General features: G+C 46.3%; 23 protein-coding genes. 15 read left to right on the forward strand and 8 right to left on the reverse strand.

What is annotated here, in order from left to right; translation table 11 throughout:
- The first annotated feature begins 10 nt into the window (after positions 1 to 10).
- The 3 genes from WMO65_RS17720 (at position 11) to WMO65_RS17730 (ending at position 2,048) form a co-directional block, all read left to right on the forward strand.
- Entirely contained in the window at positions 11 to 535 is a 525-nt protein-coding gene (locus tag WMO65_RS17720) for a transcription repressor NadR (RefSeq protein ID WP_033140823.1), read from the forward strand.
- 31 nt (positions 536 to 566) lie between these two features.
- Positions 567 to 1,070 (forward strand): transcription elongation factor GreA, encoded by a 504-nt coding sequence (greA, locus tag WMO65_RS17725; protein ID WP_033140824.1) that lies wholly within the window; start codon positions 567 to 569, stop codon positions 1,068 to 1,070.
- Between the two features lie 159 nt (positions 1,071 to 1,229).
- Positions 1,230 to 2,048, forward strand: a complete 819-nt coding sequence (locus WMO65_RS17730; RefSeq protein WP_148393524.1) for a purine-nucleoside phosphorylase — start codon at positions 1,230 to 1,232, stop codon at positions 2,046 to 2,048.
- Between the two features lie 206 nt (positions 2,049 to 2,254).
- Here WMO65_RS17730 and WMO65_RS17735 read toward each other — a convergent pair whose 3' ends face one another.
- Positions 2,255 to 4,024, reverse strand: a complete 1,770-nt coding sequence (locus WMO65_RS17735) for a sensor histidine kinase (RefSeq protein WP_148393525.1) — start codon at positions 4,022 to 4,024, stop codon at positions 2,255 to 2,257.
- A gap of 217 nt (positions 4,025 to 4,241) precedes the next feature.
- Here WMO65_RS17735 and WMO65_RS17740 point away from each other — a divergent pair, with 217 nt between their 5' ends.
- The 5 genes from WMO65_RS17740 to WMO65_RS17760 all read left to right on the forward strand — a co-directional run bounded on the left by WMO65_RS17740 (position 4,242) and on the right by WMO65_RS17760 (position 10,077).
- Positions 4,242 to 5,546 (forward strand): ABC transporter substrate-binding protein, encoded by a 1,305-nt coding sequence (locus WMO65_RS17740; protein ID WP_148393526.1) that lies wholly within the window; start codon positions 4,242 to 4,244, stop codon positions 5,544 to 5,546.
- A gap of 63 nt (positions 5,547 to 5,609) precedes the next feature.
- Positions 5,610 to 6,500 carry a carbohydrate ABC transporter permease gene (locus WMO65_RS17745; RefSeq protein WP_052099360.1) on the forward strand — a complete coding sequence of 297 codons (891 nt, stop codon included), beginning with the start codon at positions 5,610 to 5,612 and terminating at the stop codon, positions 6,498 to 6,500.
- A gap of 12 nt (positions 6,501 to 6,512) precedes the next feature.
- The gene (locus WMO65_RS17750; protein ID WP_052099365.1) at positions 6,513 to 7,346 is read left to right on the forward strand and encodes a carbohydrate ABC transporter permease; all 834 of its coding nucleotides are present in this window, start codon (positions 6,513 to 6,515) and stop codon (positions 7,344 to 7,346) included.
- Positions 7,347 to 7,359: 13 nt separating this feature from the next.
- Positions 7,360 to 8,919 carry a response regulator transcription factor gene (locus WMO65_RS17755; protein ID WP_033140829.1) on the forward strand — a complete coding sequence of 520 codons (1,560 nt, stop codon included), beginning with the start codon at positions 7,360 to 7,362 and terminating at the stop codon, positions 8,917 to 8,919.
- A 12-nt stretch (positions 8,920 to 8,931) separates the two neighbouring features.
- Entirely contained in the window at positions 8,932 to 10,077 is a 1,146-nt protein-coding gene (locus tag WMO65_RS17760) for a Gfo/Idh/MocA family protein (RefSeq protein WP_148393527.1), read from the forward strand.
- 210 nt (positions 10,078 to 10,287) lie between these two features.
- Here the strand turns inward: WMO65_RS17760 and WMO65_RS17765 are convergent, their stop codons facing one another.
- Positions 10,288 to 10,902, reverse strand: a complete 615-nt coding sequence (locus tag WMO65_RS17765; protein WP_033140831.1) for a Type 1 glutamine amidotransferase-like domain-containing protein — start codon at positions 10,900 to 10,902, stop codon at positions 10,288 to 10,290.
- Positions 10,903 to 11,210: 308 nt separating this feature from the next.
- Between WMO65_RS17765 and WMO65_RS17770 the strand changes: the two genes are divergently transcribed.
- The 4 genes from WMO65_RS17770 to WMO65_RS17785 all read left to right on the forward strand — a co-directional run bounded on the left by WMO65_RS17770 (position 11,211) and on the right by WMO65_RS17785 (position 16,552).
- Positions 11,211 to 11,966, forward strand: coding sequence for an N-acetyltransferase (locus WMO65_RS17770; protein ID WP_148393528.1), 756 nt, complete (start codon positions 11,211 to 11,213; stop codon positions 11,964 to 11,966).
- A 744-nt stretch (positions 11,967 to 12,710) separates the two neighbouring features.
- Positions 12,711 to 14,480, forward strand: coding sequence for a Na/Pi cotransporter family protein (locus tag WMO65_RS17775; RefSeq protein ID WP_033140833.1), 1,770 nt, complete (start codon positions 12,711 to 12,713; stop codon positions 14,478 to 14,480).
- Positions 14,481 to 14,552: 72 nt separating this feature from the next.
- Entirely contained in the window at positions 14,553 to 15,227 is a 675-nt protein-coding gene (locus tag WMO65_RS17780; protein WP_033140834.1) for a winged helix-turn-helix domain-containing protein, read from the forward strand.
- Positions 15,224 to 16,552, forward strand: a complete 1,329-nt coding sequence (locus tag WMO65_RS17785; protein ID WP_033140835.1) for a sensor histidine kinase — start codon at positions 15,224 to 15,226, stop codon at positions 16,550 to 16,552. The genes WMO65_RS17780 and WMO65_RS17785 overlap by 4 nt, the downstream gene beginning before the upstream one ends.
- Positions 16,553 to 16,651: 99 nt before the next feature.
- On the opposite strand, the gene WMO65_RS17790 is transcribed toward WMO65_RS17785, so the two are convergent.
- Genes WMO65_RS17790 through WMO65_RS17800 form a run of 3 tightly spaced genes read right to left on the reverse strand, consistent with a single transcriptional unit; the run spans position 16,652 to position 18,600 of the window.
- Positions 16,652 to 17,587 (reverse strand): DUF4097 family beta strand repeat-containing protein, encoded by a 936-nt coding sequence (locus WMO65_RS17790; RefSeq protein WP_148393529.1) that lies wholly within the window; start codon positions 17,585 to 17,587, stop codon positions 16,652 to 16,654.
- A 7-nt stretch (positions 17,588 to 17,594) separates the two neighbouring features.
- Positions 17,595 to 18,257, reverse strand: coding sequence for a permease prefix domain 1-containing protein (locus tag WMO65_RS17795; RefSeq protein WP_033140837.1), 663 nt, complete (start codon positions 18,255 to 18,257; stop codon positions 17,595 to 17,597).
- Positions 18,247 to 18,600 carry a PadR family transcriptional regulator gene (locus tag WMO65_RS17800; protein WP_033140838.1) on the reverse strand — a complete coding sequence of 118 codons (354 nt, stop codon included), beginning with the start codon at positions 18,598 to 18,600 and terminating at the stop codon, positions 18,247 to 18,249. Before WMO65_RS17800 ends, WMO65_RS17795 begins: the two co-directional genes overlap by 11 nt.
- A 181-nt stretch (positions 18,601 to 18,781) precedes the next feature.
- Here WMO65_RS17800 and WMO65_RS17805 point away from each other — a divergent pair, with 181 nt between their 5' ends.
- A complete protein-coding gene (locus WMO65_RS17805) occupies positions 18,782 to 19,201 on the forward strand; it encodes a spore coat protein CotJB (protein ID WP_054353525.1) in 420 nt (139 codons plus the stop codon).
- Positions 19,201 to 19,812: a manganese catalase family protein gene (locus WMO65_RS17810; protein ID WP_033140840.1), complete on the forward strand. Its 612-nt coding sequence runs from the start codon at positions 19,201 to 19,203 to the stop codon at positions 19,810 to 19,812. The genes WMO65_RS17805 and WMO65_RS17810 overlap by 1 nt, the downstream gene beginning before the upstream one ends.
- A 127-nt stretch (positions 19,813 to 19,939) precedes the next feature.
- Here WMO65_RS17810 and WMO65_RS17815 read toward each other — a convergent pair whose 3' ends face one another.
- Together WMO65_RS17815 and trkA are read right to left on the reverse strand one after the other, a co-directional pair.
- Positions 19,940 to 21,382, reverse strand: coding sequence for a TrkH family potassium uptake protein (locus tag WMO65_RS17815; protein WP_033140841.1), 1,443 nt, complete (start codon positions 21,380 to 21,382; stop codon positions 19,940 to 19,942).
- Between the two features lie 15 nt (positions 21,383 to 21,397).
- The gene (trkA, locus tag WMO65_RS17820; RefSeq protein WP_033140842.1) at positions 21,398 to 22,759 is read right to left on the reverse strand and encodes a Trk system potassium transporter TrkA; all 1,362 of its coding nucleotides are present in this window, start codon (positions 22,757 to 22,759) and stop codon (positions 21,398 to 21,400) included.
- Positions 22,760 to 22,975: 216 nt separating this feature from the next.
- Between trkA and WMO65_RS17825 the strand changes: the two genes are divergently transcribed.
- On the forward strand, positions 22,976 to 23,164 hold the full coding sequence (locus WMO65_RS17825) for a DUF6472 family protein (protein ID WP_033140856.1): 189 nt from the start codon (positions 22,976 to 22,978) through the stop codon (positions 23,162 to 23,164).
- 74 nt (positions 23,165 to 23,238) lie between these two features.
- Here WMO65_RS17825 and WMO65_RS17830 read toward each other — a convergent pair whose 3' ends face one another.
- A complete protein-coding gene (locus tag WMO65_RS17830) occupies positions 23,239 to 25,617 on the reverse strand; it encodes a heavy metal translocating P-type ATPase (protein ID WP_148393530.1) in 2,379 nt (792 codons plus the stop codon).
- Positions 25,618 to 25,682: the final 65 nt, after the last annotated feature.

A 25,682-nucleotide genomic window follows, 5' to 3' on the forward strand; every position in this document is an offset into this window, starting at 1 on the left:
ATAAGTGAGGATGAACGGCGAAAAACGCAGACAGGAAATTTTAGAATATATCAGGCGCAGCCCGGAACCTGTTTCCGGTACGAAGCTGGCACAGCGGTTCCAGGTCAGCCGCCAGGTGATTGTGCAGGATATTGCACTTTTGCGGGCGCAGAAACAGGATATTCTTTCCACGCACCGGGGGTATGTGTTTCATGCCCCGGTGTTTGCGAGCCGTGTGTTCTACGTGTGCCATAAGGACAGTGAGATTCTGGAGGAGCTGAATCTGATCGTTGACTGCGGAGGCAAAGTGGAGGACGTGTTCATACGTCATGAGGTTTATGGACAGCTCAGGGCAGATCTGTCTGTTGATTCCAGAAAGAAGGCTGCTGAGTTTGTGAGAGGCATACAGGGAGGACAATCAAGTCCTCTGAAGAATATCACTTCGGGTTATCACTACCATACGGTTCTTGCAGACAGCGAGCAGACCCTGGATGAGATAGCGGAAGAGCTTTTTAAACGTGGTTTTCTGGCCGAGGCGGGAACCAAGATATCGTAACCGGAAATATCAGGAAAAGAGGCAGAGAGAAATGCGGGAACAGCTGACAGAGAATGACGTAAAGAAAATCCAGGAGGAAATCGAATACCGGAAGCTGGTGGTCAGAAAAGAAGCCATAGAGGCTGTCAAGGAGGCCAGGGCACAGGGGGATCTGAGCGAAAACTTTGAGTATTATGCGGCTAAGAAGGATAAGAACAAGAACGAGAGCCGTATCCGGTATCTGGAGAGAATGCTGAAGACTGCCGCCATTGTAAAAGATAATTCAAAGAGTGATGAAGTGGGAATCAACAATGTGGTAGAAATTTACTATGAAGAGGATGATGAGACCGAGACTTACAAGCTGGTAACGTCCATCCGAGGCAACTCTCTTGACAATAAGATCAGTATCGAATCTCCCCTTGGAAAGGCCATCCGCGGACACCGGGAGGGTGACCGGGTTATGGTGAAAGTAAATGATACGGTGAGTTATCCGGTTGTGATAAAAGCCATTGTAAAAACAACAGAAGATGAGGATGATCAGATTAGGAGTTTTTGAGGACATGGAGACATGCCCTCTTTTTTTGAATGAAAAAAGGGTTTAGTCCTTTTTCTGTAATGGGAAATGCTTTATAATGTTAGGTATGCAGATGTGTGTCCGGGAAAGGGCAGTCTGTGAGAGCATTTGCGGCAGATTGGGAAAGAGAGGAATGTAAGTATGAATCAGGCAGAAGAAAAATTATTCAGGTGTTTGGAAAGTGTGAAAAAGAGAACGGATTTTAAACCGGAGGTGGCTCTGGTACTGGGGTCCGGACTGGGGGATTATGCGGACGGGATCCGGATTGAGGATACTGTAGATTATAAGGATATTGAGGGATTTCCGACCTCCACTGTGGAAGGGCATAAGGGGCGGTTTGTATTTGGCTATGTGGGGAAGGTGCCTGTGGTGATCATGCAGGGGCGTGTCCATTATTATGAAGGATATCCCATGACAGATGTTGTGCTGCCGGTGAGGCTTATGGGACTTTTGGGAGCGAAAAAGCTGATTCTGACCAATGCGGCAGGAGGAGTAAACTTTGATTTTGATCCGGGAGACTTTATGCTGATCCGGGATCATATCACCACCGCTGTGCCGAGTCCTTTGATTGGGCCGAATATGGATAAGCTGGGGCCCAGGTTCCCGGATATGAGTGAGGTTTACAGTGTAAGGATGCGTAATGTGGTGAAGGATGCGGCGGAAAAGCTGGGTATTACACTGAAAGAAGGCGTATATATGCAGTTTAGCGGACCGAATTATGAGACACCCGCGGAGATTCGGATGTGCAGAGTGTGGGGCGCTGATGCGGCTGGGATGAGTACAGCCTGCGAGGCTATGGCTGCACGGCATATGGGAATGGAAGTCTGCGGGATTTCCTGTATTACGAATCAGGCTGCGGGGATGGGTGAGAAGCTGGATCATAAGGAGGTGCAGGAGACGGCGGACAGGGTTTCGCGGGAGTTTGCGGGGTTGGTGACGGAGGTTATTGAGAGAGTTTAGCTGTAGAAGGATAAGAGGTGTGGCATAGGCGGACGGCGAAAGAGACGGCGCGGCAGGAGCGGGAGGGGGAGATACAGCCTGGCTCCTGGCTGCGCTCCCCTCAGCTAACTTGCTCCCGGCTGCTAAATTCGTCAGCAAGGGCTTCCTCATTAATCAGCTGGGGCAAGTGGGGAGAACACAGGGTAACGCAGTGGGGAACTGCAGGGTTAGGGGAGTATTGGGGGGAGAGTCAGGGTGGTTTGGGTGCCTTTTGGGGTGCTGGTAATTTGGAGGCCATAGGCGGGGCCGTAGTGGAGGCGGATGCGTTGGCTGCAGTTTTGGAGGCCGTAGCCCGTGGTGGGGACCAGGGTTTGGGAGGCCAGCAGGCGGTTCAGTTCTTTCAGGCGGTCCGGAGGAATTCCGGGGCCGTTGTCTTTTAGGATTATCTTGATCGATTCTTTGTATTCCACGGTTATTGTGATTGACAGGGGTGTAGGTGATGAGGCGAAATCTCCGTGTATGATGGAGTTTTCTACTATGGGCTGCAGTGTGAATTTAGGGATTCCGAAGGAGGATGCCTGGCCGCTGCAGCTTATTTTCCATGTGATCTTTCCGTCATAGCCGGCCTGTTCGATTTGGAGATAGGCTTCTATCATACGGAGTTCCTGTTCGATGGTAATGATGTCTTTTCCTTTGCTCAGAGAGATACGGTAAAATTGGGACAGGGACTGGATCAGACGGCAGGCAGTCTCTTTTTTGTCCATGAGCATGCATATGCGTATGGTATCCAGGGAGTTATATAGAAAATGCGGATTGATCTGCTCCTGAAGTATGGTGAATTTTGATTTTTCAATTTCCAGCTCATGCTGTCTTATGGCAGTGTTGAGCTGTGTGTTTTTCTTGAATAAGTTGCTGAATGTTATGATTATGGAGTCTATTTCATCACCGGGGGTGTTGTTATTTACAAGGGTATCCAGGATGGCTTCAGCGGCGCTGGCGGATGCAAGGTCTTTATCAGGGATGTTATTGATGGTACTGGAAAAGTATTTTATGCGTTTGGACAGGGTGATGGGGAATATGATGACGGCAATGATGCATAAAAGTACAGTCAGTGAAAAGACCAGCAGATAGCCAGCCAGAAGGGCCTGGTTTACTATTTTGGTGCTGCCCTTTGATGATTCAAAAAGATAATACCAGTCAGTAAATCTGCTTTTCTTTAAGATTTGGAAACGGGCGTCTTCGGAGGAGAATACTTTGTTTTGTTCGCAGATGTCTGGCGGATTGGAAAGGGTCAGGTTTTCAGTGCTGCTGTATAAAGGAGTGGATGCAGAGTCCAAAAGAGTGAGGGCTGTTGTATCCGCGTTGGGAGACAGGATGCTTTTCATGGTGTTGGGCAAGTCTATATCGATATAGTAAACAGCAATGATGGTTCCGTTTATATTTTTGATCGCTTTGTAAAAGCTGGCTGTGCCGGCGGAGGAAACGTCGGCCGGGGACACTGTTTTCAGGCGGTTGACACCAGAGGACTCAGATGCGATTTGATTAAGGGCAGTGGTATCCAGGTCTGCGAGAGGGAAAAAATGAAAACTGTCCCCGTCGGTGAATGGAAAATAGTCAGAGTATATTCTGATTTTCTTTACATTATAGACATACTCCAGGCTGGTGACATTGGCGCGCAGAGATTCAAAACGCGACAGTGCCAGAGAGGAGATATCTTTTGAGGCGTTATCGGGAGTCAGTGAGGAGGAGAACAGGGAAGAGAGCGCATTCTGCATGTCAATGATCTGACCAAGACGTGCTTCTATCTGCTGCGCTTCCAGGCTGGCGTCTGAGATAAGCTGGTTTATGGTTTCTTTTTTCAGATAGCTGTTGATGATAAACATGGCTATAGTGATGGAGAGGAGCAGGGGGATCATGGATGTTAAAATAAAGGCAGCAGTCAGCTTGGATCGAAAGGTGGAAAAATGTTTATGAAAGGATTTTTTGAATTTATTCATAATAGCCTCCGGTTGTTTTTCTATTGGCAATATTATAGCAAAATTTAAAAGGAATAAAAATGATTTATGTTAAAATGGATATGATATCTTAAAAAATAGATAATAAATTGTATGATTTTCCTAAATGGATGTGATATCTTAATATTAGCTGAACAAGCGGTACTAATTACAGATTCTTTTGCGCAGGAGATTCTAAGAGCTGAAAAAGGAGTATGGTATGAAGAAAAGAAATTGGAGAAGAAAGATGGCAGCAGGGACTGCTGTGCTTATGACGGGAACTATGCTTTTGTCAGGATGTACTTCCGCAGAAGAGGATGCCGGTGCAGGCAAAAAGGAAGCAAAACAGGAGGAAACAACCCAGGAGACGGAGATAACAGTTTATACTGCAGCCATCAATGAGGATGAGTATGGACAGGCATTTAAAAAACTGGTGGAGGAAAATCTGGATTTTAAAGTCAACTTTGAGGCAGAACCTCTGCTGTATGCGGATACGGTAAATAAAGCAACTACCATGCTGGCATCGGGAGATGACTCTGTGGATGTGTACTTTATTGATGAGATTATGCAGTTATCATTTATGAGCGCTGACTTTTTGGAGCCTATAGATGATGTGATAACAGAAGAAGATTTAAATGAATTTATGGATGGATATGCAGATAAATTTTTAAAGAAGGACGGTCATGTATACGGAGTACCGGCTGATTTTGGGGGAATTCTTTTCTTTGTCAATAAGAAAATGTTTGATGAAGCCGGGATTGCCATACCTACGAATCAGGAAGAGTTTATTGAAGCTGCAAAAGCTCTTACAAAAGACGGAAAGTACGGACTGCTGGAGGCCTGGGACAAGGCTTCGCATCTACAGGATAATCTGAACCGCTGGTGTCTCATGTTTGGCGGTAATTTCTATGACTGGACGCTGGACGGGACAAAGGAAGCCATTAAATTCATGTATGATCTGGTCCACACCTATGGGGTGACGAGCATTGATAATCTTAGCGTGGATTTTGAGACAGGCAACCAGAAGTTCACGGATGGCAGTGCGGCTATGTATTTTCAGTGGTCATCTGCCTCCTCCTCTTTTTCAGAAGCAGGAAAATATGGTGATGAGATTATTTGTGCACCTATGCCCACCTTTGTGACCAATAAGGCACCCATGAGTTCCTGGATGTGGGTGGTGAACAAAAATTCCTCTAAAAAGGAAGCTGCAAAGGAATATATTAAATTTATGGTAACACCTGAGGCGCAGGCAGCGTATGTGAAAGCATGCGGTAGATTTTCACCGACAGCGAATCTGAGTGTATGGGATGATCCGGAACTGACAAAAGATCTTCTGACTGTGGAAGAACATAAGTCATATGTGGAGGACAACGCATTTGAGGCCAGAACGTTAAGTGAGAGACACAGTGAATATATGGATACGGTAACAGGAACCCTTCAGGAATATCTTATGGATGAGATCAGTTATGAGGAATGCCTGGAAAAAGGACAGCAGCAGATTGATGAGCTATTAGGCAAAAACTAAGGCGGATGGAGGCTGTAGTATCTGCAGCCTCCGTTTTGAAAATATTTGGAAGAGGGGAATGTAATGTTGAAAAAACTGACGCTCACAAAGCGGAAAATTTTATTTGCATGGATCTGCATTCTTCCGGTTCTGTTGATTCGGGCATGGACAACCATATATCCGGTCGTGACGATGTTTTACTATAGTCTGCTGGACTATGATCTGATTCGGAGAACAAAAAAGTTTGCAGGTCTGCTGAATTTTAAGAAACTTACCACAAATAAACAGTTTTTAGAGTCTTTGTCTTTTACACTGGTTTTTACTGTGGTTTCCTTACTGGCGATCATTGTACTGGGAATCGGACTTGCCCTTTTGCTGAAACAGAATTTCGGCGGAAGAAAGCTGATAAGGACTATCGCTTTGATTCCATGGGGGCTGTCTATGATCGTTGTATCTATAGCTGCTCTTTGGGCTTTTGATGATACTTATGGGATTATAAATGATTTGATAAGAAGAATAGGGTTTGCAGGGTATCACTTTAATTGGCTCTCAGATAGATCGGGAGCGCAGATATCCGTTATTATGGTGAATATATGGAAGAATGTATCCTTCTTTGGAATTATCATGCTGGCAGCATTTCAGGGAATACCGGGAGAACTGTTTGAGTCAGCTAAGATTGACGGGGCTAATGACTGGAAGATATTGTTTCATGTATCGCTGCCCTATGTTATGAGAACTTTTATTATAATGATTATTTTCATCGGTGTTTCTCAGATCAACAGCTTTGAGATTGTATATGCAATGACAAAGGGAGGGCCGGGAACATCCACATCCCTTTTGGCTTACAGGCTCTATATGGAAGCAACAAAAAATATGAATTACGGAATGGCGTCAGCGATCACTGTGGTCATGTTTTTAGCGACAGCGGTTTATGGAGTCGTGGGATTGTCGATTTACAGAAAAGTGGACTATTAAGGGGGGATGAGTATGAAAATGTCCGGGAAGAAGAAAATGTTCCTATGGGTTTTGACTATCATTGTGGGATTTATTATTATGTGGCCTGTTTACTGGATCATAAAATCCTCTTTTACACAGCAGGTGGATTTGTTTAAATCGCCTATAGAGTACAAGCCGATTCATCTGACGCTTGATAATTACAGGCAGTTGTTCCAGGCGGCAGGACTTACGGAATATCTGAAAGGGACGCTTATCATTACAGCGGTCTCCCTGGTTCTATCCGTTTTTCTATGTGCGTTAGCCGGTTATGGATTTTCAAGATGTCAGACGAAAGGGTTAAATGCGGCATTTGCCTTTATCATGTTTTCTACCATGATACCAGGCACGGTAACGGTTATCCCTCTTATGACATTATGGCGTCATCTGGGGCTGAGTGATACATTTGCAGGACTGGTGGTTTTGTATTTTTCCATTTTGATCCCGTTTTCAACCATCATGTATTCCGGTTTCATCAGTCAGATCCCGTCTTCTTTGGAGGAGGCAGCCAGAATTGACGGGGCGACTATGGCAGGAGCATTTGTGCGGATCATACTTCCCCTGCTGAAACCGATCATGGCAACCCTGTGTATTATTAATTTTATCACATGTCTGAATGAATTTTTTACACCGCTGATGTTTACTACTAAAAATGTGAAGGTGATGAGCATGTTAATGTCATCAATTCCAAAGATGAATCAGTACCAGATGCCATGGGGAGCGATCAGCGCTGCGGGATGTATGATGCTGCTTCCGGCAATTTTGTTTATTGTCTGCTTTGAAAAAAATATTATGGGCGGCCTCATGATGGGAAGTATAAAGCAGTAAAGGATGGAAAGTCATGATAAATGTAATGGTGATTGAAGATCGTATCTTAACATTGAATGCTCTGAAAACGCAGGTGAGATGGGAAGAATATGGACTGAACCCGGTGGGGTTCTATTCCAACTGCCAGGAAGCCATGAGAAGCCTGGATGAATCAAAGCCTGATGTGATAATATCGGATATTGTTATGCCCGGGATGGACGGCCTTAGTTTCTGCGAGTATATTAACGGATTGGGCCGAAATATAAAAATAATCATTATCAGTGCATACAGTAAATTCGAGTATGCAAAGAAAGGTATTCAGCTTGGGGTATATGATTTTTTGGAAAAGCCTGTGGATTATGAATTCCTGAGCCAGCGTATTTTGCAGGCCGGCAAAGAAAAGCATCACGAGGAGCAGGTACAGCATGTTTATGAGAACAATCACGGCATTTATCGGGAAGCCTTTTTTCAAAAGCTTTTGAAGGACAGTAAAGAGAGCAGTAAACTGGACCGGGTAGAACTGGAAGAGATTCTGGAATCCGATCTGCGGAAAATGCAGTTTAACTGTATTATGGCGGCAGTGGAAACAGGAAAAAGTGATATCACAGGGGAAGCAATCTGTGCTGAAATCTGCCGAAACCTGTCTCAGTATTATCAGACCCAGGAATTTTGGGGACCGTTTTTAATGGAGACGGATGTTTTCTGCATTGTATTTGGAGAAAAAGAAAACTTTCTTATGAACACATTGGTACATCTGCTGAAAAAGTATATCCGAGATTTGGCAGAAAAAGGTACAGGTGTGGATATCAACGTCGGAATCGGATACTGGGTGGACGATATCAGAAAGCTGCAGTATGCCGCGGATGCTGCTGCGCAGGCACTGGAATATCGTTTTGTTCTGGGGAAAAACCAGGTTTTTCATATTCATGATTATGCAGATAAAGAATTATCGGATTATACGCGCTTTGATTATTTTGAAAAAAAGCTGACGGACGGTCTGACAAGCGGTGATTTCGGAGAAATTGATAAAGTGTGTACTGAGATACGGAATTATATGGAAAAGCATCGGATCAAAAGGTCGTATTTGCTTTTCTTTGTCACTACATTTTTAAGTACGCAGGTCTGCGGTCTTCTTCCGGAGGAAAAGGTGAAGGATTTAATAAGTCTGCAGAAACTAAACGCCATGGTCTATGCCTCAGATATTCTTGAATATTTAGAGAAAATTCTTATAGCTTCATGCCGTGAGATCAGGAATTATACTGCTAAGGATACGACGCAGACAGTTTCTAAGATCAAGAGGTATGTCGAGGAAAATTACAGAGAAGAGGATTTGAGTCTGGGACAGATCGCAAAGGTTTTCAGTATGAGTCCTAATTATATCTGCCGTATTTTTAAAGAACAGACAGGCAGTACCCTGGTGAATTATATCAGCAGTCTCAGAATCCTCCAGGCAAAAAAATTATTGGTAGAGACAGATAAAAAAATAGGAGAGATCAGCAGCGAACTGGGTTATTCCAGTCAATATTATTTTAGTATGGGATTTAAGAAGGCAACCGGATATTCTCCAAAGGAATACCGGAAAATACAGGAATAAAGGAGAATCAGAATGAATGGTAAAAAGATAAAGGTGGGGATTGTAGGGCTTGTTTTCGGAGGCGCTTTTCCGACTATTTACAGAGATCATCCGGATGTGGAGGAGGTGGTCATCTGTGATAAAAATGAGGAACTGCTCAGGGATTTTTCGAGAAAGTTTGGGTTTAGCAAGTGCTGCAGCGATTATCAGGAACTGCTGGACAGTGATGTGGATGCTGTGCATATTTTAACCAATATTCATACACATGCGGATTTGGCCGTGCAGGCATTAAATGCGGGAAAACACTGCGCTGTGACTGTACCCATGGCGACAACGCTGGATGAGATCAGGAATATCATAGAGGCAAAGAAAAAGAGCGGAAAAAACTATATGATGATGGAGACAAGTGTTTATACATATCAGAGCCTGTATGTTAAATCTTTGATCGATCAGGGGAAGCTGGGCCGGATTCAATATCTGAGAGGAACGCATTTTCAGGATATGGAAGGGTGGCCTGATTACTGGAAAGGCCTTCCGCCGCTGCATTATGCAACGCATGCGGTGTCGCCGCTGTTGTTTTTAAGCGGACAGAGAGCAGCGAAGGTACACTGTTTCGGAAGCGGAACCATGCGGGATGAGCTGGTTCAGAAATATGGAAATCCTTATCCGGTGGAGACAGCGGTCTTTCAGTTGGAGGATGGGAAGACTTCCGCAGATGTCACACGTTCTTTGTTTGAGACGGCCCATGAGTATGTGGAGGGATTCAGTGTCTTTGGGGATAAGATGTCTTTTGAGTGGAATTTTGAGGAAGAAGATCCTTATGTATATGCTTTTGAGGAAGGAATGGCAGAGACGAATATTGGCAGCAGGGGAAGAGTAATTAGCAGGCAGGAGGTGCATTGTCCGAATAGGGCGGAGATTCTGCCTGAGGAGATCAGAAAGTATACTACGGAATTTGCCATTCTGGACCCGGATAATCCTGATATGTATATGAAGCAGGGGGGCGGTCATCATGGATCTCATCCGCATTTGGTGAATGAATTTGTCAGGAGTATTGTGGAGGAGAGGGAGCCGATGATCGATGTGTATACGGCTGCTGATTGGACGGCTGCGGGGATTTGCGGGCATGAGTCGGCCATGAGGAATGGGGAGGGGGTTGTGATTCCGGAGTTTAGGTGAAAATGAGGGGATATGGCATTTGGCGGACTGCGAAAGAAACGGCGCGGCAGGAGCGGAAGGGGGAGATACAGCCTGGCTCCTGGCTGCGCTCCCCTCAGCTAAACACTCGCCAGCCTGTATCTCCCCCTCCCGCTCCTGCCGTACCGTCTCTTTCGCCTGGTGGTGGAATGCGGGAAGGAAATCCGTGCGGGGTGGGGACTTGTTTTTTGTCTATCTGTTTAGTAGTTTCCAGGTATCATTTTCTATGAGGATTGCCTGATTGTCGGTGATTATTTTCAAATCTAATGTGGTTGCGTATTTTTGGATTATTTTTTCTGCAGCTTTTCCTAATTCCCAGTTTTTGTAGTGGGGAACTACATAGAATTCAATTAAATCAAGGCCGGTGTAGTCTTTTAAATCAGGGGCTTTTTCCGGTTTGTCCATTTCAGCGCTGTAGCGGATATCAGGAGCCACTGCGATCGCGCCGGCGGATTCGCCGATGTATAGCTTTCCATTGTTTATTTCCTTGATGAGCAGTTTGTCTGCGCCGGTTCTTTTTAATTCCTGAAGAAGGAAAAAGGTATTGCCGCCTGATATATATATGATATCGTTTTTCTCCAGTTTACTTTTTATTGTTTCATAAGATGAACTGGAGATTTCTAATTCTTCTACTTTAAGTCCCATCCTTTTCAGACGCCATTTGCCTATTTTTACAAAGAAACCTAATTTTTCTGCAAGACTTGCGGTGGGGATAAAGGTTACGGTCTTATTTTTCAGATTTGGTTCAATTGTTTTTAATATATCCCCAACATTTTGAAACATGGAGACTAAAAGCATTCTTTTCATATGGCATCCTCCTGCAGTGTAGTATAAGTCTGAGTATACTACAGCCGGGGAAGGCTGACAATGTCTTTAACATAATGAGAGAATAAATATGACATACTATGTCATGTTTTTTATAGTATACTGTTTATAATCAAATGAAAAAAAGAGGTTACTTTATTTAACCGGGGAATAATTGTTAATAAAGAAGGTTCAGATGACAGACAGCCGTTTATTAGCTTAATAAACTATGGCAGTCTATGACGGTCCTGATCCGGTCCAAAAAATGAACGGGCAATATAGATCATATTTAAGAAGAGGAGAGAAATGAAATGGACGTAATTACTTTGACAAAGGAAAATCTTGAAAAAGAGCATATCTGCTGTGCAATTTCCAATAATAAGGACTGTCAGGTGGCAGCCAAGAAAGCGTGGATCGCCCGGCAGTTAGATGCAGGACTGATGTTCAAAAAATGTGATGTCCGGGGAAAATGTTTTATTGAATATATTCCCGCGGAGGAGGCATGGGCTCCCATATTAGCGGAAGGCTATATGTACATTGACTGCCTGTGGGTTTCCGGAAAATTCAAAGGGCAGGGATATTCCACCCTGCTTCTGGACGAGTGCATCAAAGACAGCAGGGCCAAGGGCAAAAAAGGTCTGGCAGTTCTTTCATCACCCAAAAAAAGGCCCTATCTCTCTGACCCGGACTTCCTCAGATATAAAGGCTTCCAATTGGCGGATACAGCAATGCCGTACTACGAACTACTATACCTGCCTTTCGATAAAACTTCCGGGAAACCGCAGTTCAGAGAGCAGGTAAAAACACCACAATCAGAGCAGAAGGGCTTTCTTCTCTATTACAGCCACCAATGTCCGTTTACGGCGAAATACGTTCCTCTCATAGAAAATCTGGCCAAAGACAAAGGCGTACCCTTCCAAGCAATACGCTTTGAATCAAAAGACCAGGCGCAAAATGCCCCATCCCCATTTACCACATACAGTCTCTTTTACAACGGAACCTTTCTGACAAACGAAATACTATCCGAAAAGAAATTTGAAAAAATTCTCTCAGAACAAAATCTATAACTCCACTCTCACAAGCCGCTGCCGGGAAAACCGTAAGCGGCTTCTTTACCCAAAATACTTTATGCTTTCGGCAAATTAAAACTCTAACCAAAATCATCTCAAAACTAAATAATAAATAATTATATCAATAACAAACACAAACACTAAAAAATAAAATCAATTAATATTACTATAAATATCAACACTTATATTACTATTATTATTTCAACAATACATTTAAAATCTCCAACCTTAAAAATACCGCTCAAAAATAAACTCATAAAACCCACAAAGCACGAAACCAGACTTACCAGACAAATATCCTGTACAACCATGTTATCAGACAACGATTCCCCTATCGTCACTAAACCGCACAGTTCAAGAACATCCGCCCTGTATATTCCGCATTATATCCCAGGTGAAGGAGGGGCATAGGGAAAGGGATTCAGTAGGTTTAGTGGAGCGGCGGGCAGATCCACCTGCGGCAGTCACTTAATGAGGAGGCCTCATCCGACGAATTTAGTGAATGCCAGCAGGTTAGCTGCCCACCAGCGGAACGTCGGATGAATCCCTTTCCCTATGCCCCTCCTTCGCCGTCCGCATATGCCAAAATCCCCCCCCCATATTCTATTCTCTCTTAAATAATGAAAATTTTACACAGATTTTACAAAACCCCAATAAAAGATTTTACATACCTCCCCTACAATAAGGAAAGAATAAAAGGTAATAAGTATGCCTTGCTACAAAAGGAAAAGGAGAAAAAGTATGGATTTCTTTAGTATTTTGACCTTAATCGGCGGTCTGGCTTTGTTTTTATATGGAATGAATGTCATGGGTGACGGTCTGGCCAAGGTATCAGGCGGCAAAATGGAGAGGATTTTGGAGACACTAACCTCAAATCCCCTGAAAGCCGTAGGCCTGGGCGCTGCCGTAACCGCAGTCATCCAGTCATCATCAGCAACCACCGTAATGGTAGTTGGCTTCGTCAATTCAGGCATCATGAAACTCTCTCAGGCAGTTGGCGTTATCATGGGTGCCAATATCGGTACAACAATTACATCCTGGATTCTGAGTCTTTCCGGAATCGAAAGTGACAATTTTTTCATACAGCTTTTTAAACCCTCCACATTCTCACCCGTCCTGGCCATTGTTGGCGTTGCCTTCCTTATGTTTGCCAAAAGTGAGAAGAAAAAAGACATCGGCATGATATTTATCGGATTTGCCGTTCTCATGTTCGGTATGGACAGTATGAGCAGCGCAGTGAAGCCGCTGGCGGATGTACCTGAATTTACAGGGATTCTGACACAGTTTTCCAACCCGATTCTCGGTATGATCGCCGGTACCATTCTGACGGCAGTGATCCAGAGCTCCTCCGCGTCAGTGGGTATCCTGCAGGCCCTCTGCGTAACCGGTGCAGTCAGCTTTGACGTTGCTATTCCCATTATCATGGGCCAGAACATCGGTACCTGCGTAACAGCACTTCTCTCCGCTGTAGGAGCCAAGAAAAATGCAAAGCGTGCTGCCATGGTGCATTTATACTTTAACGTGATCGGTACAGTTATCTTCATGATTCTGTTCTACACCCTGAATTCCTTCATCCATTTTGGATTTATGGGACATGCGGCAAACGCGGCAGGCATTGCAGTGGTACACACAACTTTTAACGTATTTGCAACTGTGCTTCTGCTTCCTTTCTCCAGAGGCCTGGAGAAGCTGGCAAAACTCACGATCCGCGACAAGGAGGAGGAAACAAAACCGGCTGTACAGGATGTGCAGACCCAGCTTCTGGATGTGCGATTCCTGGATAAACCGGCATTTGCCATGGAGCAGAGTCGTCATGTAGTGGATAAAATGGCAAAAGAGGCCCAGGATTCTCTGCACACTGCGCTGTCACTCATTGACAGATATGATGAGATGAAAGCGGAAGAGGTGGTGACCCTGGAGGACCATGTGGACCGCTATGAGGATGCCCTCGGAACCTATCTGGTGAAACTGAGCCAGAAGGATTTGAATCAGAAGGACAGCCACGACTTGTCCATTATGCTCCACTGCATCGGGGACTTTGAACGAATCTCTGACCATGCGGTAAATATTATGCAGTCCGCAAAAGAAATGTATTCAAAAAATATGAAATTCTCCGATAAGGCACTGCAGGAACTGCATGTGATCGCCAAAGCGGTTGAGGATATCTTTGACTCCGCATACAAAGTATTTGCTGGGCAGGATCAGGAGATGGCCAAAAGTGTGGAACCTCTGGAACAGGTAATCGATGAATTGAATATGGAGCTGAAAAGCCGCCACATCCGCAGGCTGAGAGAAGGAAAATGTACCATAGAACAGGGATTTGTCCTCTCGGATATAACCACCAGTCTGGAGAGAATAGCAGATCACTGCTCCAACATTGCAGTCTGTATCACCCAGGTGCCTGAGGATACCTTTGACACTCACAGCTACCTGGAACATATGAAGCGTGAAGACAACTCGGAATTCCAGAGAGTGATGGAACTCTCCCGCAGTCGTTACCAGCTTCCATAAATTTTTCTTGTGCGCTCCCGAAAAAATGCGTATACTGTCTATAGAATGAGATGGGCAGAGAAGGGAGCGCATATGATTTATTGTGTGGAAGATGAAAGAAATATTCGGGAACTTCTTGTATATACATTAGGCACCACCGGATTTCAGGCCAAAGGACTGAGTGACGGAAAAGAGCTCTTCACAGCATTGGAGGATGAAATTCCGGAACTGATTCTTCTGGATATTATGCTTCCCGGTGACGACGGATATGCTATATTAGAAAAATTGAAAAAGGAGCACAGGACCAGGGATATTCCCATAATCATGGTGACAGCCAAGGAGGCGGAATATGACAAGGTGCGGGGACTGGACGGAGGGGCTGATGATTATATCACAAAGCCCTTTGGCATGATGGAATTCATCTCCCGGGTCCGGGCTGTGCTGAGAAGAAGCAGTAGGCAGACACAGGACAAGATCCTGCGCTGTGAAAATCTCTCCGTAAATGTGGACCGCCACGAGGTAATGGACGGACAGCGGAGAGTGGAACTGACATTGAAAGAATTTGAAATGCTCCGCTATCTGATGGAGAATCAGGGAATCGTGCTGAGCCGCGACAGGCTGCTGGAACATATCTGGGGATATGACTTTGACGGTGAGACCAGGACAGTAGATGTACATATCCGGACACTGCGGCAGAAACTGGGCGACTGCGGCAACCTGATTGAGACCATCCGGGGAGTGGGATATCGGATTGGAGATGGAAGATGAAACAACGTATACTGAACCACGTGGGAATTATGGTGGTTCTTTCCGTGATACTGACCTTTATTGCGGCAAGCGCTGTTATGTACGGAAAATATAATCATTATATGAAGCAGGATGTGAGGAATGAGGCCGAGTACATCCGCTACGCGGTGGAGAATACGGGGAAGGAATATCTGAACAAAACAACAGGTGACCTGACTACCAGCCGCATTACCCTGGCAAAGCCTGACGGAACGATCCTCTATGACTCAGAGAAGGACGCATCAGACCTGGAAAATCATAAGGACAGGCCTGAGATCATTGAGGCCAAGAAGGAGGGAACCGGTGAGGTCGTGCGGTTTTCCCAGACTCTTTCAAAGCAGACTTTTTATTATGCGGTCAAATTAAATGACGGCAATATTCTGCGGGTAGCTAAGACGACGGACAGTGTTCTTTCTACCATGCTTTCCAGCTTTACGCTTCTGGGACTTCTGCTGATCGCAATACTGGCATTGGCATTTTTTGTGGTGGAGAAGCAGACGCGGAGGCTGATCGCGCCAATCAATGAGCTGGATCTGGAGCATCCCCTGGAACACGTGGCTTATGAGGAGCTGCGGCCTCTTTTAAACAGGGTGGATGAACAGAATGTGCAGATCGCCAAGCAGGTGGAAGAGCTGAAGCAGGCTGAGATGGTGCGCAGGGAATTTTCTGCCAATGTGTCCCATGAGCTGAAGACACCGCTCATGTCCATATCCGGTTACGCGGAGATCATGCGGGACGGGCTGGTACAGCCCCAGGATGTACCGGAGTTTGCAGGCAGGATATATGATGAGGCCAGCAGGCTGACCAGCCTTGTGCAGGATATCATTGAGATATCCAAGCTGGATGAGAGTAAAAATATGCCGTTTGAGGACGTGGATCTGTATGAGATGACGCAGGATATCTGCCAGACACTCATGCTTCCCGCAAAGAAGAAGCGTGTGACTGTGCTCATGGAAGGAAAGAGTGTATCCATACAGGGAGTCCGGCATGTTCTGTATGAAATGCTGTATAACCTTGTGGATAACGCCATCAAATATAATAAAGAAGGTGGATATGTGAAGGTTTTGCTGGCACGGGAAAAGGACGGTGTGCGGTGGAGCGTAGAGGATAACGGGATAGGGATCGCAAAAGAAGAGCAGGAGAGAATATTTGAAAGGTTTTACCGGGTGGATAAGAGCCATTCGAGGAAGACCGGAGGGACCGGGCTTGGGCTTTCTATTGTGAAGCATGGGGCAGCGCTGCATCATGCTAAGATTGTGCTGAATAGTGAGCCTGGGAAGGGAACGAAGATTGTGCTGAGGTTTTAGCAGCGGCGAGGAGGCCGGGGAGACCTGCGGGGTGTGAGTATCCTGCAGGCCTCCCCGGTTTCGCTTTTGGAGCAGCGCTTTGATGGTGTAAAGAAAAAATTATTGGTTTTTCCTGACAGTGATGTCACCGCTGGTGGTTTCAATGCGGAAGTGGTTTTGTCCGGACTCGTAGGTTAAATGGGAGTCGGAACCGGTGGCGGGAAAGTCGGTGTGGATGTCGCCGCTTACGGTGTCGTAGTCAAGGGTGAACCCGGGATTGTCCGGGATATTGATAAGTATACTGCCGCTGGTGGTGTCTGCCTGGATCTTCTGAGGACAGATATCGGAGTGGACACGGAGATCTCCGGAGACGCTGTCATGCTGAATATCGTTTATGGTGCCTTCCAGACTTACACTGCCGCTGGTGGTGTTGGTGACAGCAGAGGTGGTAACGATCAGGGCAGTGGAATCCAGAGAGCCGCTGGTGGTGTCTGCAGTCAGGGTGTCAGTTTTTATGTTTTTCAGAGTGATGTCTCCGGATACACTGTCCAGGTACAGTTTTTCTGCTTTCAGATTTTCCAGGCTGAGGTCCGATGAGACACCGTCTACCACAATCTCCCTGAAGGAGGCGGCATATTTTTTCGGAATCTGGATCTCCAGTTTTTTGGAGAGGCCGTTACTGAAGGTGGAGATCAGATTTTTGGTGGCACCGCGGTATTGGATCAGGAGAGTGTCATCTTTTAAATAATAATGGAGTTGTTTGTCTGCGCTTAATTTCTGGCGGCTGGTTTCATTAACGGTTAGTTTGTCAGTGTCTGCGGTGGTGAGGGTGACGCTGCCGTCAAGCCAGTCTACATTTATATTCTTGATTTTATCTGCGGGAAGTTTTGCGGGGCCGGCTGTGTATTTACTGCTTTCCGGGTAACTCCAGCCGCCGGTTTGAAAGGGTGTGAAGTGCCATCTTTTGTTGAGGCCAAGTATGAGTACAGCTATCAGAGCCACAGCAATGATGGACCAGCAGATTATGCGGATGACCGCGGATGTTTTTCTATTCATGGCTTACCTACTTTCTCAGCTCAAAAGCTGCTCGGATGATGGACTGAACCGCAGCGGCGATCAAAAAGATGATCCAGGTCACATTCCAGCGCATGGTGCTGAAACTGATGATCAGGTAGAGGACTGTGGCAAGAGTCCAGACAGCACTGTTGACAGCGCGGAAGGTCTGACGGCTGCCGCTGTTGTATTCCTGCCATTCTCTGAAATCACCTATAATGGTCCCGTCATTGGCTGCATAGCGGGGACGTGTCATGTGGTTATAGATAAGAAGGCCCGTGGCAGTGGCGATCATAAGGAACATCAGGCATACGCCGATGATGTCATAGCCCACGCTGTCAGCAATAATGACAGGTAATACACATAAAATATAAAGCATTATGGATGTGGAAAACAAAAGGGCAGATTTCCGTTTTTGCTTTATATAGGTTTCCTGGTCCTGGCAGGGGTGTGGAGTATAGCCTGCAGTCAGTCCGGACAGCAGTTCGTCCACGTCGCCTACACTGGCTACGGAAATATTGAAGGCCGCTTCCGGGCTTTTGCCTTCCGCCAGAAGGTCATGATATTTGTCTATGAGGTTCTGCAGAATCTCTTCTTTCAGTTCCACTGCCTGTTTGGTAGGGGGGATTTCTCCGAATAAATCATCCATATATTCTCTGAGTCTATTTTCCATCTGCTGCATCCTCCTTTTTTGATTGGATCAGGATATCAATTAATTGTTTCGCTGTATTCCACTCCTCTTTCAGACGTTCATAAGTCCGTTCTCCCTCCGGGGTGATGGAGTAGTAACGCCGGCGGGCTCCGGTCAGTTCATTGCCCCAGTAGGAAGAAATACAGCCGGCTTCCTCCAGACGCCGGAAAGCAGTATAGAGGGTGGCTTCTTTAAGTTCATACTGTTGACTGGTCTTTCTCTGTATCTCTTTATTGATCTTGTATCCGTAGCTGTCGCCTTCCAGCAGATGCGCCAGTATAATCGTATCGGTATGGCCGCGAATCAAATCAGAAGCGATTGACATATAGCATACCTCCTTTTCTTAGCTACATTAAATCATATATATACCTCGCCTGTCAATGTATATTTAAAATTGAAAAAACTACCTTTGTGAAATGCTTTTTTTCTGCGCATACTATCATTGCAGAGAAAAATTTGATGGATTTTGTCAAAGAATGTCTTTGTTTATGAAAGGAGACGATGATATGGAACAGCAGCATTTGGCAATTGCCTCCGTTCCCATGCAGAACTGGGAGACACTTTATGACTGGGATCAGGCACTGGCAACAGGAACTATTTTTCCGGGACTGAATAAGCCATTTTTCGTGCTGGAAGAAAACTCTTTCGAGACTGAGTTTAAGCCGGACGAAAATGCGTCACCCGAGCAGCAGGAAAGAGAACGTCTGATGAAGGAAATCAGTGCGCTGAGTTTTGCACTGGACGACACCGTCCTGTATCTGGATACCCATCCGGAATCCGCTGAGGCCATGGACCTGAGGAAAAATCTCATTGAACAGAGAAAAGGACTTCTGAAAGAATTCGATGAGAAATTTTATGCTTTAACAAAGGATTGTATTGGCTGCTGGGGCGAAGGTCCCATGCCATGGGAAGGAGCGTGTATCTGATGTGGACTTATGAAAAAAGACTGCAGTTTCCGGTAAAGATCACGAAAACATGTCCAAAAACTGCACAGCTTATTATCAGCCAGTACGGCGGTCCGGATGGAGAGCTGTCGGCTTCCATGCGGTATCTCTCACAGCGTTATACCATGCCGGTTAAGACCGTTGGCGGGCTTTTGACAGATATCGGTACGGAGGAGCTGGCTCATATGGAAATTATATGTGCCATGGTTTATCAGCTTACCAGGGATCTGACTGTGGAACAGGCACAGGCGGCAGGCTTTGATGCCTACTATATAGACCATACCAAAGCATTGTGGCCTCAGGCAGCAGCAGGTGTTCCGTTTACTTCGCTGGAGTTCCAGTCAAAAGGGGATGCCATTGCGGATCTGACAGAGGATTTGGCTGCAGAGCAGAAGGCAAGAGTGGTTTATGACAATCTTTTGAGAATGATAACAGACCCTGAAGTGAGAGAACCGCTGAAGTTTTTAAGAACAAGAGAAATTGTGCATTTCCAGCGTTTCGGAGAGGCACTGGAGAAGACAAAAGAGAGACTGGATTCCAATAATTACTATTATTTCAATCCGGAATTTGATAAAAAATTTCTTCAGAATTAGTCCGGTGCATATGGTTGGGAGTACACTGCACGCCAGGACCAATCTAAAAAACAGCCGTTATCTGAAAAACAGCAGCTTTTCAGATAACGGCATTTTTAAGCAGCCGGGCAGCAGGTATCTGTCCGGTTTAGAATTTTTTCCAGGTATCCCTGGTGAAGAGCAGAAGGATCGGGAATAATTCCAGTCTTCCTGCAAGCATATCGAAAATCAGAATTAATTTGGCGCCCCCCGAAAAGATAGAGAAGTTCTGGGTAGGCCCAACCAGTTCCAGACCGGGCCCGATATTGTTCAGGGTCGCCGCCACACTGGTGAAGTTCGTTATCAGGTCATGATTGTCAAAGCTTATGAACAGTGCAGAGAATGCAAACACCAGCACATAGGCGATCATGAATACATTGGTGGAACGGACAACTTCATGCTCCACCAGTTTTTCATCCATTTTGATCTTTTTAATGCTGCGCGGGTGGAGATACTGGCGCAGTTCCTTTTGAATGGTCTTCATCAGGATGACAAAACGTGACACCTTGACGCCGCCGCCGGTACTGCCTGCACAGGCACCGACAAACATGAGGATGACCAGAATCGTTCTGGACATTTCCGGCCATGTGTTAAAGTCCGTGGTGGCAAATCCCGTGGTAGTGATGATGGATGCCACCTGGAAGGATACCTGCTGCAGTGATTCAGCGATACTTCCGTAAATATGATACACATTTATTGTGATGGTGATTATGGCAATGGCAATAATAGCCAGATACCAGCGAATCTCCTCAATATGCAGGGCCTGTTTCAGCTTACCGCTGATGATCAGGAAATAAGCACTGAAGTTTACACCGAATAAAATCATAAATACTGTGACAACCACCTGGATATAGGTGGAATAGCCGGCAATACTGTCATTTTTAATACCGAATCCGCCGGTACCGGCAGTACCGAAGGAGGTAGTCAGCGCGTCAAACACAGGCATACCGCCGCAGAGCAGGAAAAGAATCTCAAGCAGAGTCAGTGCCAGATAAATGCCGTACAGGATTTTGGCCGTAGACTGCACTTTCGGTACCAGTTTGCTCACAGAAGGTCCCGGGCTTTCCGCTTTCATCAGGTTCATATGATAACCGCCGCCTGTCAGCGGAAGCAGGGAGAGCAGAAAGACAAGGACACCCATACCTCCGATCCAGTGGGTAAAACTACGCCAGAACAGGATACAGTGGGAAAGTGACTCCACCTCCGGCAGAACACTGGCACCGGTGGTGGTAAAACCCGACACCGTTTCGAAAACAGCGTCGATCACGTTTGGAATGGAGCCGCTGAATATAAACGGCAGCGCTCCCATGATACTGAGCACGATCCAGCTCAGCGCCACAGTGACAAACCCTTCTTTTGTATAAAAAATTTTGTTCTTTGGCTTTCTCTGAGTCAGAGGTATGCCAATGAGGAGGCACAGAAGCATGGCGAGCACAAAAGCCCATCCGCTGGATTCCTTGTATATCACGGCGACAATACAGGGAAGGAGCATAAAGAGTGCCTCAAAATTTAAGATCCATCCTATGATGTAGGAAATAATTGAGTAATTCATTTCATCCCTCGTAAATTATTTATTTTTCAGTATATCTTTAATGTCGTGCAGCCCCTTTACAGTGGTGACCACGATCACTGTATCTCCGAGCTGAATGCTGTCCTGTCCCCGTGGAATGGTGATTTTTCCTTTCCGGTTAATGCAGGTAACGAGAAGATTGTCCCTGATATTCAGCTCTGCCAGAGGGGTGTCCAGAAACGGGCAGTCCTCGTGTACGGAGAACTCCAGGGCCTCTGCCTTGTTGTCCAGAATCTGGTAGAGGGTTTCCACATTGCTGCCGATGCTGTTCTGCATGGCACGCACGTACTGCAGGATATAGTCAGCAGTCAGGTATTTGGGATATACAACGCTGCCCACGTCCAGGCCTTCTATGATATCATCAAAGGCAATACGGTTTACCTTTGACACCAGTTTTGCATTGCTGTTCTTTTTGGCAAACAGAGCCAGTAGAATATTCTCCTCGTCCAGATTGGTGAGTGTTACAAAGGATTCCACACGTGTCAGGCCCTCTTCAAGAAGCAGATTCTTATCCGTGCCGTCACCGTTGATGATCGTAGCATCAGGCAGAAGCTCACTTAACTGTTCGCAGCGGTCCTTATTGGCTTCCACGATCAGTACCCGGATCTTCATGGCGAGCAGAAGCTTGGCCAGATAATAGGAAAGGGTACCTCCTCCCACGATCATGGTGCTCTTGACCTGGTGTGTGTGGATTCCGATTCTCTTGAAGAAAAGTGCGGAATTGACAGGGGAGGCAATGATAGAGATAATGTCGTTGTCTCTCAATACAAAATTACCGGAGGGAATACTTACCTCGTCTCCGCGCTCTACGGCACATATGAGGATATTGTTCTTGTAGCGTTCCGCTACTTCCATGACGGTCATCTGGTCTAAGTGAAATTCAGGTTTTACTTTGAATTTCAAAAGCTCTACCCTGCCCTTTGCAAATGTATCGATTTTGATGGCAGAGGGAAAACGCAGCAGCCTGGATATTTCAATAGCGGCGGCATGTTCGGGATTGATGATCATGGAAATGCCCAGACGCTCTTTGATAAACCCAATCTCCTTGCTGTACACAGGGTTTCGGACCCTGGCAATGGTGTGACATTTGCTGACTTTTTTTGCGATCAGGCAGCAGAGAAGATTCAGTTCGTCAGAACCGGTCACAGCGATCAGGATATCGGCAGTCTCAATGCCGGCATCCAGCAGGGTGTTGATACTGGATGCATTGCCCAGCACGCCCATGATATCTGCGTCTTCTGTAATGTCCTGGACCTTTTTGGCGATGATATCGACCATAACTATATTGTGTCCTTCGTTGCTGAGTTGTTCGGCAAGGGTACGGCCCACTTTACCACTGCCTAAAATGATGATTTTCATAACTTCCTCCAGAGATTAAAATTGTATAAAAAAAATATACCTGACATAAAGATTTTATAAAGGGATATCGTCCAATCATTATAACACCACTTGCAGTATTTTTAAATCATAGAATCATAAATTTTTCTGTAATTTATAGGAAAAATATAGTGAAATTTGACAAAAAGAAAAGATTCTGCTATACCTAACTCAAAAGAGATGGAAAGGGAGCGGAAAATGGGGAAAAAGAAAACAGCCAACTGTGAGTATTGCAGCAATTACGTCTATGACGAAGAATACGGATATTACACCTGTGATGTGGACCTAGATGAGGACGAGATGGGCAGGTTCATGACGAACACATTCCAGAACTGTCCTTACTTCCAGATGAATGATGAATATAAAATCGTGAGAAAGCAGATGTAAAAGAGAGGCTGTGCTCCGCTGAATTTTCAGACGGAACACAGCCTCTCTTTTGGCAGGAAAACTGCCAACGCATATCACAGATTTTTTCTGTAAAGAATGCGGATAGAATTTAATACACACAGAATTGCCACACCGGTGTCGGCAAAGACTGCCATCCACATGGAGGCAAATCCGAAAAGGCCAAGTATCATGACCAGAACCTTGATCACCAGGGCGAAAATTACATTCTGCCAGGATATACGGCTGGTGGCTCTTGCGATAGACAGTGCCTGGGGAACGGCCTCCATGGAAGAATTCATAAATACCACGTCGGCGGCCTCTATGGCGGCATCCGCACCGCTTCCCATGGCAGCACCTACATCCGCACCGGCCAGTACGGGAGCATCGTTGATTCCGTCACCTACAAACATGACGGAGCCGTATGTGCTGCGTAGGCGCGTCAGTTCGTTCAGCTTATCCTGAGGCAGGAGACGGGCGCGTACTTCGTCGATACCAGCTGCTCTGGCAACAGCCTCAGCGGTTTCCCGGGCATCGCCGGTGAGCATGGCAGGTGTGATGCCCATATCCTTTATTTTTTTGACTGCGGATTTGGCGTCCCCTTTCAGGGTGTCGGCGATGATAAGACAGCCGATGTAAGTGCCGTCCTTAGCTGCAAATACTTCTGCACCGAGGCCGTCTGTTGTAATGTTTTCCATAGAAACATGGAATTTTTCCATCAATCTGCGGTTTCCGCAGAGTACTTGGGAACCGTTTATGACTGCGTGTATGCCGCAGCCTGCGATCTCCTCCACGGTATCAGGCCGTGTGACTGTCATTCCTTTTCCTTGTGCTGCTGAGACGATACTGTGCGCAATGGGATGGGTGGAGGTGGATTCACAGGCTGCACAGAGTTCCAGCAGGGTATCTGCGTTTACAGAGTCTGCGGGAAGAACCGTCTGCAGGACGAAGTTACCCTCCGTCAGGGTTCCTGTTTTATCCATAATAACTGCATTTACATTGCGCATGGCTTCCAGGGAGATACCGCCTTTGAATAGGATGCCTCGCTTGGAGCCGGCTCCGATACCGGAGAAAAATGCAAGAGGAACGCTTAAAACCAGGGCGCAGGGACAACTGATCACCAGGAAGGTGAGTGCTGTGTATACCCAGTGGTTCCAGTTGCCTGTTATCAGGGATGGTATGACAGCGGTTGCCAGTGCAAGAAATACTACAAAAGGTGTGTATACCCTTGCAAAACGTGTGATAAAACGGTCAATTTTAGGTTTGCTGGCAGCGGCATTTTCCACGGAATCCAGAATGCGTGTTACCATGGATTCCTCCAGCACTTTTTCAACACGTACCTTTAAAAGTCCGGAGGTATTGACACAGCCGGAAGTCAGTTCATCTCCGAATCCTGCTTTGACAGGTACCGGTTCTCCGGTTACCGGGGAAGTGTCAATGCGGCTTTCTCCTTCAATGACCACGCTGTCCAGAGGGATCCGGTCGCCGGGGCGGATCAGGATAATATCCCCCACCTCAGCATCCTGGGCGGCTATGGTCTTTGTGTCATCACCGATTACCAGGGTGACTGTCTCGGGTCTCATATCCACCGCGTCCATGATCTGGGAGCGGCTTCTCTCAACTGCTTTGTGCTCGAAATATTCTCCGATGCGGTAAAACAGCATAACGCCCACGGCTTCCGGATATTCTTGGATGACAATAGCGCCGATGGTAGCGGCACTCATCAGGAAATTTTCATCGAATACGTGGCCTTTTGTCAGGTTGCGGAGTGCAGTCAGCACGATTCTTCCGCCAAGCAGGACATAGGCAGCAAGAAGTACCACGAGGGAAGGCAGCTCCATCCCCATATGCTCCAGCACTTCCCCTGCAATGAAAAGGACAGCGCCGGTGCAGAGGGCCAGAATGGTTTTGGTATCCTGTGAGAGCACTCTTGTGGCGGGCACGACATCCTGAATGGGAAGCGTGTCTGCGCTTTTCGGAGTGGTGTCTTTTGGCTTGATGGTCACACCATCCTCAATATCTGTACAGATTTTCCGGATCCGGTCCAGCAGAAGGTCGGGATCTCGTCTGGCGGTAATGCGGAGCTGGCGTGTGGCAAATGTCAGAGTGGCACTTGACACTTCAGGGAGGGCGTTTATCTTTTCCTCCATTTTGGATGCGCAGTGGGCGCAGCCCAGATTGTCGATCAGGTATGTTTTCGTGGTAAAAGAACCGGGCATTTTAAAACGAGGTACCACTTCAACCTGGGATTCTATGGAAGTACAGATTTCCCGGATACGCGGCAGCAGAGCGGCGTGGTCTCTGGCTGATAGTCTGAGCTGACTGGTGGCAAATGTAATGGAGGCGTATTCCACACCGGGAAGCTCTTTGATTTTGGCCTCCATTTTGGCAGCACAGTTTGCGCAGCCCAGATTTTTTAAAATATAAACTTTCTTTTCACAGTCGGCATCAGGCATATGGCACCTGCAGTTGGCAAGGCTTTCGCCGCAGATATCGCAGTATTCCTCATGTGGATGGCAGA

Origin of the sequence: Blautia caccae (genome assembly GCF_040095955.1) — a bacterium.
Lineage (GTDB): Bacteria > Bacillota > Clostridia > Lachnospirales > Lachnospiraceae > Blautia > Blautia celeris.

Bases quoted from the DNA above. Each gene is read 5' to 3' on its own strand.
- WMO65_RS17805 (WP_054353525.1), top strand. From the start codon at position 18,782: ATGGAACAGCAGCATTTGGCAATTGCCTCCGTTCCCATGCAGAACTGG.
- greA (WP_033140824.1), top strand. From the start codon at position 567: ATGCGGGAACAGCTGACAGAGAATGACGTAAAGAAAATCCAGGAGGAA.
- WMO65_RS17795 (WP_033140837.1), bottom strand. From the start codon at position 18,257: ATGGAAAATAGACTCAGAGAATATATGGATGATTTATTCGGAGAAATC.
- WMO65_RS17810 (WP_033140840.1), top strand. From the start codon at position 19,201: ATGTGGACTTATGAAAAAAGACTGCAGTTTCCGGTAAAGATCACGAAA.
- WMO65_RS17765 (WP_033140831.1), bottom strand. From the start codon at position 10,902: ATGAAAAGAATGCTTTTAGTCTCCATGTTTCAAAATGTTGGGGATATA.
- WMO65_RS17785 (WP_033140835.1), top strand. From the start codon at position 15,224: ATGAAACAACGTATACTGAACCACGTGGGAATTATGGTGGTTCTTTCC.
- trkA (WP_033140842.1), bottom strand. From the start codon at position 22,759: ATGAAAATCATCATTTTAGGCAGTGGTAAAGTGGGCCGTACCCTTGCC.
- WMO65_RS17780 (WP_033140834.1), top strand. From the start codon at position 14,553: ATGATTTATTGTGTGGAAGATGAAAGAAATATTCGGGAACTTCTTGTA.
- WMO65_RS17760 (WP_148393527.1), top strand. From the start codon at position 8,932: ATGAATGGTAAAAAGATAAAGGTGGGGATTGTAGGGCTTGTTTTCGGA.
- WMO65_RS17745 (WP_052099360.1), top strand. From the start codon at position 5,610: ATGTTGAAAAAACTGACGCTCACAAAGCGGAAAATTTTATTTGCATGG.
- WMO65_RS17750 (WP_052099365.1), top strand. From the start codon at position 6,513: ATGAAAATGTCCGGGAAGAAGAAAATGTTCCTATGGGTTTTGACTATC.
- WMO65_RS17830 (WP_148393530.1), bottom strand. From the start codon at position 25,617: ATGCCTGATGCCGACTGTGAAAAGAAAGTTTATATTTTAAAAAATCTG.
- WMO65_RS17815 (WP_033140841.1), bottom strand. From the start codon at position 21,382: ATGAATTACTCAATTATTTCCTACATCATAGGATGGATCTTAAATTTT.
- WMO65_RS17720 (WP_033140823.1), top strand. From the start codon at position 11: ATGAACGGCGAAAAACGCAGACAGGAAATTTTAGAATATATCAGGCGC.
- WMO65_RS17730 (WP_148393524.1), top strand. From the start codon at position 1,230: ATGAATCAGGCAGAAGAAAAATTATTCAGGTGTTTGGAAAGTGTGAAA.
- WMO65_RS17825 (WP_033140856.1), top strand. From the start codon at position 22,976: ATGGGGAAAAAGAAAACAGCCAACTGTGAGTATTGCAGCAATTACGTC.
- WMO65_RS17800 (WP_033140838.1), bottom strand. From the start codon at position 18,600: ATGTCAATCGCTTCTGATTTGATTCGCGGCCATACCGATACGATTATA.
- WMO65_RS17775 (WP_033140833.1), top strand. From the start codon at position 12,711: ATGGATTTCTTTAGTATTTTGACCTTAATCGGCGGTCTGGCTTTGTTT.
- WMO65_RS17755 (WP_033140829.1), top strand. From the start codon at position 7,360: ATGATAAATGTAATGGTGATTGAAGATCGTATCTTAACATTGAATGCT.
- WMO65_RS17790 (WP_148393529.1), bottom strand. From the start codon at position 17,587: ATGAATAGAAAAACATCCGCGGTCATCCGCATAATCTGCTGGTCCATC.
- WMO65_RS17740 (WP_148393526.1), top strand. From the start codon at position 4,242: ATGAAGAAAAGAAATTGGAGAAGAAAGATGGCAGCAGGGACTGCTGTG.
- WMO65_RS17735 (WP_148393525.1), bottom strand. From the start codon at position 4,024: ATGAATAAATTCAAAAAATCCTTTCATAAACATTTTTCCACCTTTCGA.
- WMO65_RS17770 (WP_148393528.1), top strand. From the start codon at position 11,211: ATGGACGTAATTACTTTGACAAAGGAAAATCTTGAAAAAGAGCATATC.